Below are 18,884 nucleotides of genomic sequence, written 5' to 3' on the forward strand. Positions count from 1 at the left end.
TTTTTCGCGTCACTTCAAATTTGCGACGGAACCCGACGAGCCGTTCGCCGCACTCGACGCGCTCACCCGTCTCAAGACGCAGGGGCTTGTCGCGTCGCTCTGGAAGACACATCGACCCGCCATTCTGCTGGTCACCCACGATGTCGATGAGGCACTGCTTCTCGCGGACCGTGTGCTGATCCTGGACAAGGGGCGCATTGCACTCGACTGGCCGGTCGACCTCGAGCGGCCACGGCGCCACGCGCAGCCAGGATTTGCCGAGTTGCGGATTGGTCTGCTGCGCGAACTTGGAGTCGAGGAGGAGAGCGCCGAGCCGCTCGAGCATCCGTCACCGCTCTGATCAAAACGCGGCCCGATCGTGATCTGATCGTGTCCCACGTCGGCGTAAGTTTATGAACAAGCAGGAGATTGGCATGACCAAGGACGTCGAGTTCATCGGGTTTGTCGGCACCCATTACGAATCGGAGATCCACCCGGGAGGAGGAGCCGTCATTGATCGGGACTACATCCGGGCGGTGGCACAGGCGCAGGAATATGGTGGCTTCGACCGCTTCCTCGTCGCCTTCCACTCGACCTCACCGGATAGCCTGCTGGTCGCTGCTTACGCAGCTTCCGTCACGGACCGTATCAACCTGATGATCGCGCACCGGCCGGGTTTCGTGGCGCCGACAGTGGCTGCACGCCAGCTCGCGACGCTCGATCAACTCGCCAACGGCCGCGCCGGCGTGCACATCATCACCGGCGGCAATGATCAGGAACTCAAGCAGGATGGTGACTTCCTGACGAAGGACGAGCGCTATGCGCGCACAAGTGAGTATCTCGATGTGGTGCGCGCATCGTGGACGAGCGCGACACCGTTTGACTATGCCGGCGAGTACTATCGCTTTGAGAACGCCTTCTCGACCGTCAAGCCGGTGCAGGCCCCGCATCTGCCGATCTATTTTGGCGGCTCATCCGAGGCAGCGATTGCCGTGGCGGGAAAGCATGCGGACATCTACGCCCTTTGGGGCGAGACCCACGCGCAAGTCCGCGAGACTGTCGCCCGGGTGAGGGCGGCCGCCGCCCGGCATGGTCGCGAAGACCACATTCGCTTCAGCCTGTCGTTCCGGCCGATCCTGGCGGATACCGAAGAGGTTGCGTGGGCGAAAGCCGAGGCGTTCCTCGATCGCACCAAGGCAGTCCGAGAGGCGAGGGGCCTCAAAGACGCAGCCCCTCCTCCCAATGAAGGTGCGCGGCGCCTGCCATAGCGCCAGCCAAGCTGGCGCACCTTTCCCCAACCGACGAGGCATCTTTTCATGAAGCTTTCGAAGATCACTCCCTTTTTGTCTGTCTCTGACCAGCTCACCGAACAGGATCTCGCGGCAGCAGCCGAGCGTCTGGGGCTCGCCTACCGGCATAGTCCCGTAGTGTCCGGTAGGTGACGGACGAGGATGCCGCAGCCTTTGGCCAGGCGCTCGGCGAGGTGAGGGGCCCCGTGCTGGCCTTCTGCCGGACCGGCACCCGCTCCACCACCTTGTGGGCCCTGACCGAAGCCTCGCATCACGATCCCGATGCCGCCCGCGTCGATTGACGCCGGAAGCTTTAAGCCTAAAGTATTTTCGCTTCCGACAGGCGAAGCATCAACAAGCTAAGGGGATTCGACTTATGAGCGATCCAGGCCGCCCGACGGAAGACTCCGGTCCCGCCTCCGAGGGGATGCACCGCCGTGGCTTTCTTCGCAGCACCGCAGCCTTTGCCGCAGCCAGTGCAGGAGCCATGACCCTCAGCCCCAAGACCGCAGACGCACAGAGCGCTGGGCCTTCCGCAACTGCCACGGGGGGAGAGTTGATCATTCGCGGGGGGCATGTCCTCTCGATGGACAAGAGTATCGGAGACCTCACCGCAGGCGACGTCCATATCAGGAACGGCCGGATCGTGCAGGTCGGTGAACACATAGAGGCACCCGGTGCGGAGGTCATGGAGGCCCGCGACATGATCGTGATGCCGGGGTTCGTCGATACGCATTCGCATCTCTGGAACGCGTTCCTGCGCGGTTCCATCCGCGGTGACGATCGGGTGCGGGGCTATTTCCCGACGACGAACAGAGCCGCGCCGCTCTGCACGTCGGACGACGCGTTCAACTCCGCCAGGTTTGGCTTGATGGAGGCCCTTCTCTCGGGAACGACCTGCGTCAACAACTTCTCGCACAACACCCGGTCCGTTGCTCACGCCGAAGCCGAGATCCGTGCATCGCTCGATGTCGGGATCCGTACGCGGTTCTCGTATGGCCCGCCCGGACGGGACCAAAGGCTGGATCGGGCCGGGCTCGAAGAGATGAACAAGCGGTGGAGATCGGCGAACCCTCTCGTAAGGCTTGGCGTCAATCTCGATACGCCGGCTCCGGATGTCCTGAAGAGCGGCCGCGACGATGAGGACTTCATCAACGATGTGCAGTTCGTCCGAAATCTAGGCTTGCCAATCTCATTCCATTACGGAAACACCGCCCACGGTCTCGTCGGATTGCTGAACAGGCACGGCCTGCTCGGTCCGGATATCCTGATGATCCACACCCAGGGCTTCACCGCTGAGGAGCGCGAAGCCATGGTTGCGAAGAATGTTCAGTTCTCGATGTCTCCTGCCATCGAGATCCCTTATTCGACGGTGCGCAACGGGTATATTCAGTTCGCGGAACTGGAAAAGCTGGGAGCAAGCCTCAGCCTTTCCGTAGATGCCTCGAGCGCCATGGCGACCGCAGACTTCTTCACGGTGATGAGGGCGCTGCAATGGTCCCATAAGCAGCGATCCGACGTGGATCGGACCCTGGAGCCGAAGAGGATCCTTGAAATCGCCACGATCGGAGGCGCAAGAGCCCTACATCTTGATGCCGAGATCGGGTCGCTCACGCCGGGAAAGCGGGCAGACGTCATCCTGATCCGGAAGAACGACATCAATATCGCTCCCGTGATCGACCCGTATTATTCCATCGTTTACTCCGGAAGCTCACGCAACGTGGATACTGTCATCGTCGGCGGTGAGTTGGTGTTGAGACAGGGCAAGCACAAGGCGCTGGACATAGCGGAAGTTGCAGGCGCCGCTGCCAAGGCTGGAAGGGACATGCACGACAAGCTGGAGAGAATCATCGCCAGCAGCAAGTGACGGTCCAAGTCAGTCGCTCGACGCGGACGGGGTGTCAGGGAGTTCCGCTCCCCGACACCTACTCATCCATGAGCGAGGATGAGCAGGGACAACGGTCTCCGTATGTGATCCGTTCACGCCATTGCCGACCTTCAAATCCGAGCTAGTTACCTCCCGATCCCAGGAGGTGCACCATGCTCAGGATCGGGGACAATCAGGGTGTGCGGCATGGCTCTCAATCACTCACCGAGATTCCAGGTCGATGAATCCGGCCTGATGACCGGATTGAGAGCCATGCTGCACATTGTTGCCGATTTACATCAGAGAAGCTAAGGCTCTTGCGCAGAGGTTAAAGGAGTGACCAATGCCCATTAATATTCGCAAATGGGATGCAGCAGAACACCTCGAAAGCGGAGAGGATGTTGCTGCCTATCTTGATGCTGCCCTCGAAGATGGCGATCCAAGACTCGTGGCGGCTGCTATTGGCGATATTGCTCGAGCTAAAGGCATGTCCCAACTAGCGCGCGACACCGGGCTATCTCGAGAGAGCCTTTATCGTGCCCTTTCTGCCGAAGGGAACCCAGAATTCGGAACGGTCCTCAAGGTCCTCCATGCCTTAGGACTCAAGCTTGAGGCACGACCAACCGAGCTGCCCGAGCGACAGTGCGCTTGAACTTTGACTGATGGAACGCGGTGGCGTCGATGACTACACTCGGCAAACGACTTATCCAGGCAGCAGAGGATGCCCGCACAATCGCACGCGGCGAGGCCGATCCTTCAACCTATCGCGTTCACGTCCCCGCTGACATCGATGTGAAGGCCATTCGCAAAGGCCTCAAGCCCACTCAGGCAGAGTTTGCCAACCGCTTCGGCTTTCCGCTCGCCACGCTTCGGGATTGGGAGCAGGGCAGGGGAAAACCTGACACGTCCGCCCGTGTCTTGTTGATGGTACGCGAGCCTCAGGTCGTCGAGCGCGCTTTGCAAGCAACGTGAGGGAGATCCTAATTGTTGAAGGACAGGTGGCTCGACGTGAGTGCGGCGCCGCATGATGGCACGCCAGTTATACTATGGCTGGAAGATGCCGAGGCTCCGCCCGCATTCCCGGTAACCGTTGGAGTTTGGGAGACCGACGAGGCGATGGGTCCCGTTGGCTTTTGGCGCGTGTTGGGCGCTAAGGATGGAACGTCCATTTACTTCGACCAGCAAGTCGTAGGTTGGAAGCCACTTCCCCCACCCTCAAGATAATCTCCTTTGATGAGCAACCACGATGACCGACAAGCCCAAGCCTGAAGCGATCAAATAATTAGGTTCCACACGATGAGTTATCAAGAGACCGTGGGCTCGTGATCCTCCAGGAGCTGGATGCTGAACTGCTGTTAATCGGTTTTTAGATGAGTGCGGAGAGGTCAGTAGACGCAGTAATCGCTGCCGCAACGCGGCTGCGCGGGAGCCGGTTCAACTGGGCTTGTATTGGAGCGCGTCTCAAAATTGCCCTGTTGACTTCCGAATACGCTCAAAAGGCACAACATCCGGTCATACAGGGGTTTCTGCGAATTATGCGGTATTTTTTCACGTACGTGGCACGCACGTGGGTATCTTCATCGAAGCACGAACTTTAATCTGATTAGGCCGTGAACTCATAAATGCATCATTCGTCGACCGATCGGAGTCCGCTTCTTGATGGTTTTCGGAAGTCGCCGAGGGCCGACGGGCCTTCCGTTATGTGCCAGTACTGGTCATCAGTCCGGATTAGCAGGTTAGCTAGCGTTGACCGTTCATCCCCCTCAACTGCAGGAGGGATGTCCCAAGGCTCACCCAGCGTTTTTGCTGCGAAACCCCAACTCAGATCATGGAGGAAATCACCTTATCCGCGATGTGGTGCGCTGGCCGTGGAGGGACTATTGCATTTGATCTCCCTAGCCTCTTTGCAAGGTTTTCTTTATCCTTTCGTGGTGGATCAGTCACAGCGAGCAGAGCGGAAGCTAGTCGCGATCCTCGCCGCCGACGTGGTGGGGTACAGCCGTCTTATGGGTCTTGACGAGACGGGCACCCTGGCACAGCTCAAGGCGCTTCGTCGCGATTTTTTTCACCCGTTAATCGCGAGCTACCGCGGCCGTATTGTGAAGCTCATGGGCGACGGGGCGCTGGTTGAGTTCGCCAGCGTAGTCGATGCCGTGGAGTGCGCCGTGGAGATCCAGCGTTCGATCGCAAAGCAACGCGACGCCCTTGCCGAGCACTCGCGGATTTCATTCCGTATTGGGATCAATCTTGGTGACGTCATCATCGATGGCGACGACGTTTACGGCGATGGCGTCAATGTTGCGGCTCGGCTGGAAGGGATTTGTGAGCCTGACGGGATCGTCATCTCCGGTACGGCCTACGACCAAGCCAAGAACAAGGTCGATGTGGGGTTCAAGTCGCTCGGTAACCTGCATCTGAAGAACATTGCCGACTCCGTCCGAGCTTATGCCGTCCTTTTGAACCTGCCGGCTGGGGCTCAGCGACGGCCATTGCGACAACGGTTCAGGCTAGTCACAATGATAATTTTCCTGGTTGTCGCGGCGGGATTTGGCCTGGTGCTTTGGCCTTACGCTTCGGCACTGTTGTCAGAACACCCACGCTTGGCTGCGCCTGCGGGAGGCAAGCCCACGATAGCTGTATTGCCTTTTGGCAGCCTCGGTGACAACGCCCAGGAGGACTATTTCGCGGACGGTCTCACCGACGACCTCATCACCGATCTGTCGAAGGTTTCGGGACTTGTGGTGATTGCCCGCAATTCCGCGTTTGCATTCAAGGGTCAGCCCAAGAACGTTGAGCAAGCCGCCCAGCAGCTAGGCGTTCGTTATGTCCTTGCAGGGAATGTCCGCCGCGCTGGTGATAGGATTCGCGTCAATGTCCAACTGGTCGACTCGGCCACCGCTAGCAACGTTTGGGCAGAGCGTTACGAAGGTGACCTCGCCAAAATTTTTGAGCTTCAGGATCGCTTGATCCACCATGTCGTCGAGACACTATCCGTCAGGTTGACCGAAAACGAAACGTCTCAAATCTCTCGCTTGCCGACCCGAAATCTTGAAGCCTATGATTTCTACACGCGAGCCGAACAAAAGGTCTATGCCGTTGATCGCAAAGCCCTTGGTGATGCCCTCTCCTTGTACGAGAAGGCGATTTCCATTGATCCAGAGTTCGCCGATGCCTACGCGGGCTATGCCAGAGCGATTGTAGACGTCCTCAGTTTCGACTTTCAGCCTGTGGTGCTCAGCGCCGTTGCCCGCCAACGTGCTTATGAGTTTGCGGGCCGAGCCCTCGAACTCAATCCAAAGATCCCGCGAGCTTATGCTGTCCTCAGCATCCTACAGATGCTCGACGGAGAGATCGACAGGGCAATCGAGTCGGTTCAACAAGCAGTGGCGCTCGGTCCGAACAGCGCAGACGCCAAGCTCAACCTCGCCATCGTCCTTACCTATGCGGGGCGAAACCCGGAGGCTCTCGCGGCCATCGAACAGGTCCTGCAACTCGATCCGAAACCAAAAGCGCAAGTCTATGACTACTATAGCCTCGTGCTGTACATGAACCACCGATACGAACAGGCGCTGAAGGCTCTTCGCTCCGCCGGACCTGACGATTTGGGGGATATCGGCTTAGAAGCTCTGGCAATGGCAAGCGCGCGATTGGGCCGCATGGCGGACGCACGCAAGGCCGTGGAGGCAATTCTCAAGCGGATACCTTCCCAGAACATTGCCAGTCTCCGCATTATGTATAGTCATCATCAGCGACAAGAAGATCTTGATCACCGGTTAGCCGCCCTCCGTGAGGCTGGTCTGCCAGAGTGGTCTTACAACATTCGGGGCCGTCCCGAAGATCGGCTAGACGCCGCAGCCATCCGCGCCCTAGCGATGAACAAAATCTGGATGGGACATCTCCAGGATGGCGTGCAGTTCATCATGCAACTGAGTCCCAACGGCGATTTCGCTTTGCGCGCGCAAAGGATTATGGTCGTTGGGAAGTTCACCTTCGAACATGATCTGTTCTGTACCCAATCCTCGGCAATCTTGCTCGGTAGAAAGTTCTGCAGCCCAGTATATCGCAACCCTGGAGGAAGCGCCGAAGCGCACAGTGAGTACGTTTATCCTGACTCAACTTCGGTTCGATACTTTTCCGTCGCTCAGTAACGTCAACTAATGAAACGCGCAGGAGTCGTAATACGCTTGACGATTCATCAGCATCGATTGAGATCGTCAGCACGGGCCATCTGAGCGTCTCGGCTCGGGATACGAGCACTTATATTGAGAGCCCCGCTCAGTTGCCATTCTGCCGCGCGCGGAACTCTTTCTGCTGGACCTCTGGCCACTTCAGGTCTGCCATCCCGATCACCGCAGCGGCACGGGCATCGAAATCCTCGTCAAGACCTTCCTTTCCGGAGAATAGATATAGCTTTCCGTCCACTATCCGCCAAGCTTCCGGATCGATGTTGGCTGAGGCTTGTTCATTGGCCGTTCCCAGTGCGCAGAAGCCGCCATACTGTGGCGCATACCGGATTGGGTCAGAGGCGAAAGTGTCCCGGTGCTTGGCCTTCGAAAAATACCAAGTGGCGCCAAGCCACGTCTGGCTGATGTCAGGAGAACCTTTCGTCGGCCGGCCCTCGGTGAAATAGGAAACTGGGTCATAGCCCCCAATGGCTACGTTGCCGAAGTACCCAGTGTTCACGCCGTCGGCAGCCACGGCAGCACCGATGCTCAAAGAAAGCAACAATGGCACCAGTTTCATTGGGCGAAGCAAGGATCCAAGTGTTGCAAGGCGGTGTGAGGTCATATCAAGAACTCCTCTTCGACAGTCAATTTCCAGCCGCAAGGCACGCCGCCTGCGATGAGCCAACTGTTTCCCTAGGTTGGCACTTGGCGCCGTGCCTTTTGAGTAACGCCATAACCTGCGCGCTCTTGTAGAAGGTAGCTCGGCTCAACGGGGTGAAGCCGTCGCCCTGAATCGCCTCAACATCAGCTCCCCGGGCGATCAACATCTCGGCTACAGCGGTTTGATTTTGCTCGGCAGCGACATGCAGAGGTGTAATCTTGTGCATGCTCCGCGCATCGACCGTGGCGCCACGGTTCAGCAGCAGCGCCGCTATACTTTGACTTCCCGAGTAGGCCGAGGCATGGAGCGCGGTGAAACCGCGGTCATTGCGTGCTTCGATGTCGGCTCCAGCCTCGATCAGCACCGCGGCCGCAGTTGGCTGATCGGCGAGGGCCGCCTCGATCAGTGGCGTCTCGCGGTTCTCATCGCGGCCGTTCACATCACCGCCTTGGGCGACAAGCTGCTTGACCTTGTCAGCATCGCCCGTCCGTGCAGCGTCATGCAGCGCCGCTGCATTCACTTTGCCGCCTGCAACGACGAGACAGAACGCGAAAGCTAGTTTCGAAATATATGGAGGTCGCATCACGCTCATCTCCAGCGTGTACCCGATCCAGATCGCTCCGGGTGGTTTCGCGCTTGGTGCGGCGGAAGCCAATGCCAACTCGGCTATAAAATTGAACCCAGCAGGCTGCATCGGTGAGGTAAGATAGTACGCCCGATACCCGAAAACGCAAACGACCATTCACTTGGCATGTGGGGCCTTGTAGTCATCCGTTTCGCTCGACCAGCGGGTCGTGCCCGCGTGGGAGTTGAAGGATGAGGTATTCAGCGGAGAGGATCGGCCCGGAATGGGACGACTGACCAGGGGGCCGAGACGGGAGGAAACAAGACGCTATGCCCCAGAGATGCAAATTATGGCTCAGCTTGGCCCGCTTCTTCTTCTTGTACGGGCAATTCACGAAGATCCAACCTCGAACGATAGAGTGCCCACATTGCGCGGAAAGTCCGTTCGGGGTCATTTTGAAGTAATTGGGCATCGTAGCTATGTCCGCTTTGACGGCAACTTCGGACGCGCGGATGGGGCCATTCCAACTCCCAGCCGGAGCTTTGGATCATGCGGTATGAACTCAGCGATCGCGAATGGGGTGTCATCAGGCCGATGCTCCCAAACAAGCCACGCGGCATTCCCCGTGTCGACGACCGGCGCGTTCTCAACGGTATCTTCTGGGTCTTGCGATCAGGTGCGCCTTGGCGCGATCTGCCGGTGGGCTACGGTCCCCATACGACTTGTTACAATCGCTTCGTCCGCTGGCGGCGGTCTGGCGTCTGGGATCAGATCATGGACGCGCTGGCAGAGGCTCACGATGCGGCGGTGCAGATGATCGACACGTCGGTCGTGCGGGTGCACCAGCATGGGGCCTGCATCGCGGGCAATCGCGAGCAACAAATGGGGCGTTCGCGAGGCGGACTGACAAGCAAGATTCATGCGGTCGTGGACGCCGATGGCCTGCCGGTGCGCCTCGGCCTCACGCCCGGTGAGGCGCATGACAATCGGCTTTGTTCGGTTCTTTTGACGGCATTGCAACCGCGAACAACGTTGCTGGCAGATCGCGGATATGACGCCGACTGGATCAGGGAGTTAGCGAGTCAGAGAGGCGCGTGGGCAAATATCCCGCCGAAACGCAATCGCAAGGAGCCGATCTGTTTCAGCCCCTATCTCTACCGAGCGCGTAACTTGGTTGAGCGGTTCTTCAACAAGATCAAGCAATGTCGGCGCGTCGCTACGCGATACGACAAACTCGCGGCCAACTATCTTGCCTTCGTCAAGCTCGCATCCATCCGGTTATGGCTGCGCTTTTATGAGTTCACGCCCTAAGTCGAGAGCCTTGGCATCCCACGGCATTGAAGCTGGTCTTGGTCAGCAGCTTGATAAAATCAGCATTGTCAGGCCCGTCCCAGCAAAAATCCGTCGATGGTCCCGTTGGGGAGCCTATCAATTCGGCTGCTTGGCAAGCCAAGCTCGTAAGGTCGCTATTTCGGCCTCCTGCGCCCGCACGACATCCTCGGCGAGCTTGCGAATGTCGGGTCCTTACCAAAGGCAACAGTGATCTTCGCCATTTCGATGGCACCCTGATGGTGGGCGATCATGGTCGCTGCAAAGTCCGCGTCCACATTGCCGGTCTTCGGGATTGTCATTCCGCGATGCATCTTGTCGGTGACTGCATTAAAGGCGAGGCTGGGCACACTGTCGTCGCCGCTGGGCCGCGTAGCGGCATCCGACATCGCCCCCATGCCGCGCCCCGCCCATTGTGCCTGCCATGCCGCTCTGCATCATGGGGCACATCATCATCATGCCACCTTGGCCACCCATCATTCCGGACATGCCGGGCATCGGCTGAGCCATCGGCATCGATTGTTGCGGCTGAGCCGCCGGTTGATTTGGTGAGCTACCTGTTGGAGGCTGCGCCATTCCAGGCATATCCTGTCCCTGAGGGCCACGCATCATCCCTGGCATGCCCGGCATACCGGACGTTCCGGGCATCTGGCCCTGAGCGAGAGCCGGGACGGCGAGCGTCATTAACGTGACGGCGGTGAGGAGTTGGTTCTTCATGGCAGTCGTCCTCTCCGTGAGTTGGAGCGACGAGACCGTCGGCCGAGGCCTCCTGGTCGGACACGGCGAACGGGGCCGCGTAGAGGACATCTTAGCATGACGAGCGGGCCGGCTGTTAAAAACCACAAGCAGGGTATTCCCGCCCTTTGGCTCGCCTTCCTCTATCCTGCGATCGTACTGGCTCCAGTCGTCGCCGCATTTTGGGGGCCGCCCCCGCTCAATTGGGCCGCCGAGTTGGGTAGTGCCGCCGGGCTCGCCGCCGGGTCTATGCTCATCCTGCAATATGTGACCTCAGGTCGCTTCGAGAAAATTGCTGGGCGCGTCGGCATTGACCGCGTGATTGGCTTCCATCGTTTCGCCGGATGGGCTCTCATCATCGTCCTCCTGGCTCACATCGTTGCTCTGGCATTGGCTGGAGGCGGCGATCCTGCACAGGTCCTGCGGCGGCTCATTCGTCTCCTGACCGCGCCCAGCCTCCTGACCGGGGTCGTGGCGGCTGTCCTGATCGGATTGGTCGTTTGGGCCGCTCTGCGGCGGGACCATTTTGGCTTGCGCTACGAGATTTGGCGCTTCTCGCATAGCGTTGGCGCGACCGTCGCGCTCGTCTGCCTAGTAGACCACGCCCTCGCACGCGGTACCTACATCAAGGTTCCGGCCGTCGCGCTGATCGCCTCGGCTCTGGCTCTGGTCGCTGTAGTCTCGTTGCTGGATATTCACGTGTTCCGTTCAGCCCGTGTGCTGGGCGCGCGATGGCGCGTCGAGACGGTCCGACCTCTCGGACCCAAACTATGGGAGTTGCTGCTTCGTCACGAGGCCGGTCGGCTGTTTAAGTTTCGTGCCGGCCAATTCGCCTGGGTCTGCTTCCACGGCCAGCCGACCTTCTGTGACAACCCGTTCTCGATTGCCTCCACGCCTGACGAACTGCCTGCCCTCCGCTTCGTGATCAAGGAGGTGGGCGACTTCACCAGCGGGATCGGCCAATTGCCGCCCGGCACTGTGGCGACGCTGGATGGCCCGCATGGCAACCTTGTCGACTGCGACGACGCAGCATCCGCCGTAATCCTGATCGCTGGTGGGGTGGGTATAGCACCCATTATCGGCATCTTGCGTTCACTTGCGAGGTCCTGCGACAGGCGGCCGGTGCGCCTCGTCGTTGCGACCCGCACAGCCGCCGAGCAGGTCTTCGCCAAGGAAATTTCTGCACTCGGGAGCGAACTCGACTTCAAAAGCATCGGCGTCGTGGAGGTATCTTCGCCAGACTGGAGCGGTCGCGTCGGGGAGGTCGATGACGAGGCGCTTGCGTCATTGCTTGAGGGGCTGGACCGGGAGCGTGCCATTTCCCTTCTGTGCGGCCCCAAAGCCATGATGGAGTGGGCTGCGGGGGCGCTCGACCGCCTTGGCATACCGAGTGACCGCATTCGGTACGAGCTTTTCGACTACGGCACGGCTGCCGATGCTTCGAGCCGGCGTGCCAAGCACATATTCCAAGTGATGCTGCTGGCAATCGGCCTCGGCCTTGTCGCTTTCGCAACGCGCGCGCTGGTTAGCGACGGTTGAGCGTCGCCAGGTAATCGATGATCGCACGGCGCTGCTCCGCATTGCGGGTGTAGTGCCGAGCGAGGAAGCGGTCGAGCTGAGCCTGGGTCGCCGGATCGTTGAGGCTCCCGGTTCGGCTGATGACCGCCGACGGGCCGCCATGACAGGAGGCGCAGGTCGAAGCATATGCCACCTCTCCGGGCTGTGAGGTGCTCACCTGGGCCGCACTGCCCGTTGAAGCGAAGGCCGCACTTAACGTTATCCCAAGTGTACTCAAGGTTTTGATATCAGCGACCATCACGCCCTCCCTGCGGGCCTAGTCCCTCATGGGCAGCTTGGGTGCTGCGCCAGATCCTCAAGCGCGAGCGCGCCTAGCTCAACTGTCGGCCTTTAGAATACGCTTGTTTCGCCATGCTCTCACTATCAAGCGGCACGGCTCGAGGCCTCCTCAGCCCGCTGAGGGATGTTCCATAAACGGGTCCAGCTTTCCTGTGGTAGCTTCCAGTAGCAGTAAGGGTGATGATAATGCCCAAGATGAAAGTTGCGATCTTCGTCGAACCCAATCGGATCGTCCTAGATGAGAAACCAATCCCCGCGGTCGGACCTCTCGACGCGCTGTTACGCATTACCACGACCACAATCTGCGGCACCGATATCCACATCCTCAGGGGCGAGTATCCGGTCGCCAGAGGGCTAACTATCGGTCATGAGCCGGTCGGCATCGTCGAGAAGCTCGGCTCGTCCGTGCGTGGCTACCGCGAGGGGCAGAAGGTTATCGCTGGCGCGATTACGCCAAGCGGCTACAGCGAAGCATGCCTATGCGGATTTCATTCGCAGGACGGGGCTGGCACCAAGCATGGCTGGAAGCCGCTCGGCGGATGGCGCTTCGGCAATACCATCGACGGAGCCCAAGCGGAGTATCTGCTCGTTCCCGACGCGATGACTAACTTGGCTCCGGTGCCGGATGGCCTCTCAGACGAGCAGGTGCTCATGTGTCCCGACATCATGTCGACGGGCTTCTCTGGGGCGGAGAGCGGTCGTATCCGCATCGGTGATACCGTGGCGGTGTTCGCGCAAGGGCCCATCGGGCTCTGTGCCACGGCAGGGGCGCGCCTGATGGGCGCCACGACCATCATTGCTGTAGAGAGCGTGCATGATCGAATGGAGATGGCGCGGCGGATGGGTGCAGATCACGTCGTTGACTTCTCGAAGATCGATCCGATCGAAGAGATCCAGCGCCTGACCGATGGACGGGGCGTGGACGTTTCCATCGAGGCGTTGGGGCGGCAGGAAACCTTCGAGGCCGCATTGCGCGTGCTTCGGCCAGGCGGAACATTGTCGTCGCTCGGTGTTTATTCGGGCGATCTTAGAATTCCTCTTGATGGCTTCCTCGCGGGACTGGGCGACCACACTATCCGGACGACGCTCTGCCCTGGTGGCAAGGAACGCATGCGGCGGCTGATGACCGCAATCGCGTCGGGCCGGGTCGACACGCGCCCCCTCGTGACGCACCGCTTCAAGCTCGATCATATCGAGGAGGCCTACGATCTGTTTGCCCACCAGCGAGATGGCGTGTTGAAGGTGGCTATTACACCGTAAGGTTTCGATACTAGGCAATTGAACTCATTGTCTCGGCAGAGGCGAGTTCACGAGTTCAGGTTTCAAGTTCTGATAGGCCGCAGGCACTCACTCACGGGCCCGGCAATGAAAAACGGTGACCTGAATGGCCCGCATCGCCATCATCCAAGGTCATCCCACGCCGGGAGGCAAGCATTTCTCCCACGCGCTGGGAGAAGCCTACGCTGAAGGCGCCGCGGCCGGCAGCCATGAGGTACGGTTTATCGCGGTGGCCGAACTCGATTTCCCGCTAATCCGATCGAAAGCCGATTGGGACGGCGCTCCGCCCCCGCTCGTCATTGCAGAGGCACAACAGACGATCAGTTGGGCCGAACACCTCGTCATCTTCTATCCCCTTTGGCTCGGAGGCATGCCTGCACTCCTCAAAGGTTTCCTAGAGCAAGTCTTGCGACCCGCTTTCATGACAGGTGGCCGGGAAGGCGCGAGTTGGAAGAGTGCGCTCAAAGGCAAGTCTTCCCGGATCGTCGTCACAATGGGCATGCCGGCCTTCATCTATCGTTTGTATTTCGGGGCTCACAGCCTCAAGAGCCTCAAGCGCAGCATTCTTTCCTTTGTTGGGTTCGGCCCGAACCGGCACACGCTCATCGGCGCGATCGAAAGCATGGACGACGCCAAAAGGAAGGCATGGCTTGATGTCATGCGCAAACTCGGCAAAACGTCTCGATAACTGCGTGGTCCTTTCTGGCGGCACCGCTTGCATCGACTGATGCGAAACCTCCTAATGGTGACAACCTTCCACTCGGAATGGACCTGCCCATGCATGGTGTTGAGAAAACCAACTCGTCAGCCTCTCATTGGCTTTGGCTTTCCCACACGCCGACGGTCCCATCGCTGCAGGACCTTCACAAGCTTATCCGCCCCATCCTCGTCATTTTGCCTACGTTGGGGCTGCTTCTGGGCTTCGGCGCACGTTTGGTTGGGAGCGGGCAGTGGTCCGAGACGATTTGGGCAGCGGCGACCCTGCCAGTGCTGGGAGCGTTGCTCGTGGGGATCATCGCGAGCCTGCGGCGCGGCGACGTCGGCCTGGACATCGTTGCCGCCCTCTCAATGACCGGGGCACTTGTCTTCGAGGAGCACCTCGCGGCCGCCGTCGTCGCTCTAATGTATGCGGGCGGGCAATATCTCGAGAGTTCTGCGGAGCGCCATGCCAATCGCGAGATGACGACGCTCTTGGCCCGCGTGCCGCGAACCGCTGTTCGCTACCGGAATGGCACGCTCGAAGAGGTCGGCCTTGATCTCATCAAGCCTGGTGATCGCTTACTTATTCCCCAGGGCGATGTCGTACCTGTCGACGGGCTTATCATCGAAAGGACGGCTACCCTCGATCAGTCAGCGCTGACTGGCGAGTCGGTGCCCGTCCGGAAGATGGCCGGCGAGTTAGTTATGAGCGGGGTGACGAACGCAGGCGATGCCTTCGACCTCTTCGCCAAGCACCCGGCGGCTGAAAGCACATATGCCGGCATTGTTCGCCTGATTGAATCCGCGCAAGCCTCAAAGGCGCCCATGGCGCGGCTCGCGGATCGCTTTGCCATCGCGTTCCTTGCGGTGACAGTCCTTCTCGCTGGCGGGGCCTGGCTGTGGAGCGGCGATCCGATCCGCGCCTTGGCAGTCCTCGTCATCGCGACGCCGTGCCCCCTGATTCTTGCCGTTCCTGTCGCCATCATGTCGGGCATATCACGCGCGGCAAAGGCTGGGGTGCTGGTGAAGGGGGGGAGGGCGCTGGAGACGCTTGCTCGCGTGAAAGTTCTCGTTGTCGACAAGACTGGAACTCTCACACACGGGCAGGCGCGAATCGTCGGGATCCGCCCGGTGGCGAACTTATCCGCCGAGAAGCTCCTTCAACTCGCTGCATCACTCGACCAGGCGTCGAAGCACATCATTGCGCGTTCCCTTGTCCTGGAAGCGAAGGAGAGAGGGCTTGACCTCCTGCTTCCCACTGAAGTCGAGGCGGTCCCGGGCGAAGGGCTAGAGGGTATCGTGGACGGCCGGCACGTTCTTGTGGGCGGGACACGATTTGTGGCGGAGCGCGTTCCGAGTGCCTGTGAGATTGTTGCCAGCGGTCAATACCCTGTAGGTTCGGTGGTGGTGGCTGTGGCCGTCAACGGTCGACTCGCGGGGGTCCTGATCCTGGCGGACAGGTTGCGCTCGGAGGCGGCGCAGGTGATCAACAGCCTTCGTCGGTTGGGGATTGACCGCATCGTCTTAGCCTCGGGTGACCGCCGCGATGTGGCGGAGGCAGTCACCGTCGGATTGCACCTCGACGCGGTCCATGCCGACCTCACGCCAGACCGCAAGACCGCCATCGTGCAAGCTGAGCGCCGCTACGGGCCCGTCATGATGATCGGCGACGGTGTCAACGATTCCCCGGCCCTTGCGGCTGCCGACCTCGGGGTCGCCATGGGGGTCAGGGGGGCGGCCGCATCCGCTGAAGCCGCCGACGTGGTTCTCCTGGTCGATCGGATGGACAAAATTCCTCTCGCAATCCAAATCGCGCGCTGGTCCAGGCGCATCGCGCTCCAAAGTGTTTATACCGGGATCGGCCTTTCCTTTGCAGGCATGATCGTGGCTGGGCTTGGGTATCTCACCCCTGTGCAGGGAGCTCTAATCCAGGAGGTCATCGACATTGCCGTGATCCTGAATGCCCTCAGAGCTCTTCGGGCACCGACGGCGTTGTAGCCCTGACTCCCTGCAGCTGCCCGCTGACTACCGACACTCCTGCAGGAGTTCAATCTGGAAATCTTATATTCCGGCAAAGGCGCTCCCACTGGCGGTTGACGAGATTGTTGAGCTTATCCTGCAGGTGTCGGATCTCCAGCTCGGCAGGTAGCAGGGGATGTGTCGGATCAAACCTCCAGCTGTGCGGGAAGGAAACTTAGCCGCTCGACACCCCAGAGCCTAGATGCGATGCTGACCATCCCAAGTCCTTGGCGTCGGGATCGTTTCGCGAGCGGGCCAGCCCATTTCGCCGCATCCCAAGCGCGAATTTCAAGGGAGTGCATCTTGTCGCTCCGACTTCACTTTTACGGTGCCGCCGGTGCGGTGACGGGATCCTGCTTCATGCTCGAAACGAGCGCGGTGCGTGTTCTCGTCGATTGCGGGATGTTTCAGGGTTCGAAATCCGAGCGTGAGCTCAACTACCGCCATTTTCCTTTCCGGGCTGCCGGCATCAGTGCCCTTTGCCTCACTCATGCGCATATTGATCACAGCGGCCTCATCCCAAAGCTGGTGAAGGCCGGATTCGACGGTCCCATCTACGCGACCGAAGCCACGGCCGATCTCGCGTCCATCATGCTTCCGGATTCCGGCCACATCCAGGAGATGGAGGTCGAGAACCTCAACCGTCGCAACAGCCGCCGCACGCGACCCGCCGTGTTTCCCATCTACACAGCCGAGGAGGCTGCCGCGAGCCTGTCGACGTTCCGATCGGTGCCTTATGGGCAATGGGAGGCGATTGCTCCGGGTTTTCGAGCCCGGTACTGGAATGCGGGCCATCTTCTTGGCTCGGCCTCCATCGAAATAGAGGTAACCTCCGAAGGAGGCGAAAAGCCGATACGCCTTCTGTTCTCTGGTGATATCGGCCCAGACCACAAACTGCTGCAGCCGGGGCCTGATGGCCCGCCTGATTTCGACTATGTCATCCTGGAGTCCACATACGGAGACACAGACCGTGCTGGCATGACAATCGAGCGGCGCCGGCGGATGCTCCGCGACGAGGTGCGGGCGGCAACGCGACCGAGCGGGGTACTGCTCATCCCGTCGTTCGCCGTCGAACGGACGCAGGAACTGTTGGTCGATCTTATGAAACTGATGGATGCTGGCGAGTTGCCCGATATTCCGGTCTTCATCGACTCACCCCTTGCCTCGAAGGCGAGCGCGATCTTCAAACGCCACGCGGGAGAGTTGCGCGAAGGTCAGGATCTCGTTCGTGCTTTAGAATCGCGGTGGGTGCGGTTCACGGAAAGCGTGGACGAAAGCAAAGCCATCGACCGGATCCATAGCTTTCACATCATCATCGCGGCGAGTGGTATGTGCGACGCAGGACGGATCCGACATCATCTCAAGGCTTGGCTCTGGCGCGAGGATGCGACGGTCCTCTTCGTCGGATATCAGGCCCAAGGTACGCTGGGCCGGATTCTGCAGGAAGGCGTCTCGCGCATCAGGTTGCGCGGGGAAGAGATCAGGGTCAGAGCCCGCTTGAGAACGCTCGATCTCTATTCGGGGCATGCAGACGCGCCGGAGTTGCTAGCCTGGTTGAAAGATCGCCTGCCAGTCCGGCGCGGAGTTTTTCTCGTCCACGGCGAGGCACCAGCGCTGAATGCTCTGCGCGCATCAATGCCCGACGTTGTTCCCGCCCATAGGACAATCATCGCCAGCCTCGACGAGATCTACGAGTTGTCGGGAGAGGCGGCCGTCTTGATCGAAGATCAGGAGCGTCGTCTGTCGCCTCAGAGCGTGGGACATCGTGACTGGCACAACGACTTCTCGGAGCTTCTCCTCGATCTCAATGCGGCCATCGAGAGGGCAGCCGACCGCAAAGCCAAGGAGGCCATCATACGCCGCGTGAGGCGGGCTCTGGAAACGGAATAGCCAGAGCAGGGTGCTGCCACAGCACTCGGTTGATCGAGATCAAAATGGAAGCAGCGCTTCCAGCCTAGACTTTCGCGGGCAGCGCGTTCTACCACCTCAGGACCCGGAGAGATCCAAGTGCTTCATCACATCACGCTCCATCTGGCTCGCAGCCGTGAGTTCCCGGAAGGGAGTACGCTGCATGGCTACGAGATCACGGCGCCTCTCGACGCGAACGGAATGCTCGAACCGGGTGAATGGGCGAGCAAGCGAGCGCACTGCCGTGTCAGGCGGTTTTGGCCAAACGCCGCGGACCGGCAAGGCGTCCTGATCCACCGGCAAGGTGGATCGGGCGGTGCAACGTGGATGATCGACTACAACACGGACCGTCCGGGCGACGAAGAGGCGGGCTACCGCCTGAACCAGCATCGCTTCGCACCAGGTGAATACGTGACCATCGAGGATGAGAACGAAAAGCCCTATACGTTCGAGGTTGTGGCGGTACGTGCCGCCGAGCAAACCGGCTCTGCGAAACATAGCTGAGATGGGACGCGCTGGAAAAATTGGCTTC

General features: G+C 59.9%; 16 protein-coding genes and 2 pseudogenes. 14 read left to right on the forward strand and 4 right to left on the reverse strand.

Translation table 11 applies throughout. From position 1 onward, the window contains the following. The 7 genes and pseudogenes from FEZ63_RS25120 to FEZ63_RS07360 all read left to right on the forward strand — a co-directional run. A pseudogene (locus FEZ63_RS25120) lies at nt 1-340 on the forward strand (hypothetical protein); the annotation flags it as partial. Nucleotides 341-413: 73 nt separating this feature from the next. Next, a pseudogene (locus tag FEZ63_RS07330) lies at nt 414-1,241 on the forward strand (LLM class flavin-dependent oxidoreductase); the annotation flags it as partial. A gap of 176 nt (nt 1,242-1,417) precedes the next feature. Continuing rightward, on the forward strand, nt 1,418-1,570 hold the full coding sequence (locus tag FEZ63_RS25125; RefSeq protein WP_201274110.1) for a beta-lactamase hydrolase domain-containing protein: 153 nt from the start codon (nt 1,418-1,420) through the stop codon (nt 1,568-1,570). A 74-nt stretch (nt 1,571-1,644) separates the two neighbouring features. Next, nucleotides 1,645-3,135, forward strand: a complete 1,491-nt coding sequence (locus tag FEZ63_RS07340) for an amidohydrolase family protein (RefSeq protein ID WP_150942988.1) — start codon at nt 1,645-1,647, stop codon at nt 3,133-3,135. A 343-nt stretch (nt 3,136-3,478) separates the two neighbouring features. After that, the gene (locus FEZ63_RS07345; protein ID WP_150942989.1) at nt 3,479-3,787 is read left to right on the forward strand and encodes an addiction module antidote protein; all 309 of its coding nucleotides are present in this window, start codon (nt 3,479-3,481) and stop codon (nt 3,785-3,787) included. A 29-nt stretch (nt 3,788-3,816) separates the two neighbouring features. Then, the gene (locus FEZ63_RS07350; RefSeq protein WP_150942990.1) at nt 3,817-4,107 is read left to right on the forward strand and encodes a helix-turn-helix domain-containing protein; all 291 of its coding nucleotides are present in this window, start codon (nt 3,817-3,819) and stop codon (nt 4,105-4,107) included. Nucleotides 4,108-5,015: 908 nt separating this feature from the next. Continuing rightward, the gene (locus FEZ63_RS07360; RefSeq protein ID WP_244622688.1) at nt 5,016-7,283 is read left to right on the forward strand and encodes an adenylate/guanylate cyclase domain-containing protein; all 2,268 of its coding nucleotides are present in this window, start codon (nt 5,016-5,018) and stop codon (nt 7,281-7,283) included. A 127-nt stretch (nt 7,284-7,410) separates the two neighbouring features. Here the strand turns inward: FEZ63_RS07360 and FEZ63_RS07365 are convergent, their stop codons facing one another. Both FEZ63_RS07365 and FEZ63_RS07370 read right to left on the reverse strand, forming a co-directional pair. Continuing rightward, complete coding sequence (locus tag FEZ63_RS07365) at nt 7,411-7,923, reverse strand: YHS domain-containing (seleno)protein (protein ID WP_150942993.1); 513 nt, start codon at nt 7,921-7,923, stop codon at nt 7,411-7,413. Nucleotides 7,924-7,945: 22 nt separating this feature from the next. After that, on the reverse strand, nt 7,946-8,617 hold the full coding sequence (locus FEZ63_RS07370; protein ID WP_244622689.1) for an ankyrin repeat domain-containing protein: 672 nt from the start codon (nt 8,615-8,617) through the stop codon (nt 7,946-7,948). Nucleotides 8,618-9,076: 459 nt separating this feature from the next. On the opposite strand from FEZ63_RS07370, the gene FEZ63_RS07375 reads away from it, so the two are divergent. Continuing rightward, on the forward strand, nt 9,077-9,838 hold the full coding sequence (locus FEZ63_RS07375) for an IS5 family transposase (RefSeq protein ID WP_150942994.1): 762 nt from the start codon (nt 9,077-9,079) through the stop codon (nt 9,836-9,838). Nucleotides 9,839-9,993: 155 nt separating this feature from the next. On the opposite strand, the gene FEZ63_RS07380 is transcribed toward FEZ63_RS07375, so the two are convergent. Continuing rightward, nucleotides 9,994-10,254 carry a DUF305 domain-containing protein gene (locus FEZ63_RS07380; RefSeq protein WP_420846264.1) on the reverse strand — a complete coding sequence of 87 codons (261 nt, stop codon included), beginning with the start codon at nt 10,252-10,254 and terminating at the stop codon, nt 9,994-9,996. Between the two features lie 415 nt (nt 10,255-10,669). Here FEZ63_RS07380 and FEZ63_RS07385 point away from each other — a divergent pair, with 415 nt between their 5' ends. Then, nucleotides 10,670-12,130, forward strand: coding sequence for a ferredoxin reductase family protein (locus FEZ63_RS07385; protein WP_150942995.1), 1,461 nt, complete (start codon nt 10,670-10,672; stop codon nt 12,128-12,130). Here the strand turns inward: FEZ63_RS07385 and FEZ63_RS07390 are convergent. Next, nucleotides 12,117-12,407 carry a cytochrome c gene (locus tag FEZ63_RS07390; protein WP_150942996.1) on the reverse strand — a complete coding sequence of 97 codons (291 nt, stop codon included), beginning with the start codon at nt 12,405-12,407 and terminating at the stop codon, nt 12,117-12,119. The two genes, FEZ63_RS07385 and FEZ63_RS07390, sit on opposite strands and share 14 nt — an antisense overlap. A gap of 227 nt (nt 12,408-12,634) precedes the next feature. On the opposite strand from FEZ63_RS07390, the gene FEZ63_RS07395 reads away from it, so the two are divergent. From FEZ63_RS07395 to FEZ63_RS07415, 5 genes are all read left to right on the forward strand, one after another. Further along, nucleotides 12,635-13,708: an NAD(P)-dependent alcohol dehydrogenase gene (locus FEZ63_RS07395; protein ID WP_150942997.1), complete on the forward strand. Its 1,074-nt coding sequence runs from the start codon at nt 12,635-12,637 to the stop codon at nt 13,706-13,708. Between the two features lie 124 nt (nt 13,709-13,832). Continuing rightward, on the forward strand, nt 13,833-14,414 hold the full coding sequence (locus FEZ63_RS07400; protein ID WP_150942998.1) for an NAD(P)H-dependent oxidoreductase: 582 nt from the start codon (nt 13,833-13,835) through the stop codon (nt 14,412-14,414). Between the two features lie 89 nt (nt 14,415-14,503). Beyond that, nucleotides 14,504-16,423: a heavy metal translocating P-type ATPase gene (locus FEZ63_RS07405; protein WP_150942999.1), complete on the forward strand. Its 1,920-nt coding sequence runs from the start codon at nt 14,504-14,506 to the stop codon at nt 16,421-16,423. 324 nt (nt 16,424-16,747) lie between these two features. Then, complete coding sequence (locus FEZ63_RS07410) at nt 16,748-18,334, forward strand: MBL fold metallo-hydrolase RNA specificity domain-containing protein (protein ID WP_275552337.1); 1,587 nt, start codon at nt 16,748-16,750, stop codon at nt 18,332-18,334. A 117-nt stretch (nt 18,335-18,451) separates the two neighbouring features. Continuing rightward, nucleotides 18,452-18,856: a hypothetical protein gene (locus FEZ63_RS07415; protein WP_150943001.1), complete on the forward strand. Its 405-nt coding sequence runs from the start codon at nt 18,452-18,454 to the stop codon at nt 18,854-18,856. The last annotated feature ends 28 nt before the right edge of the window (nt 18,857-18,884 follow it).

Source organism: Microvirga brassicacearum, assembly GCF_008757455.1.
Classification (GTDB): domain Bacteria; phylum Pseudomonadota; class Alphaproteobacteria; order Rhizobiales; family Beijerinckiaceae; genus Microvirga; species Microvirga brassicacearum.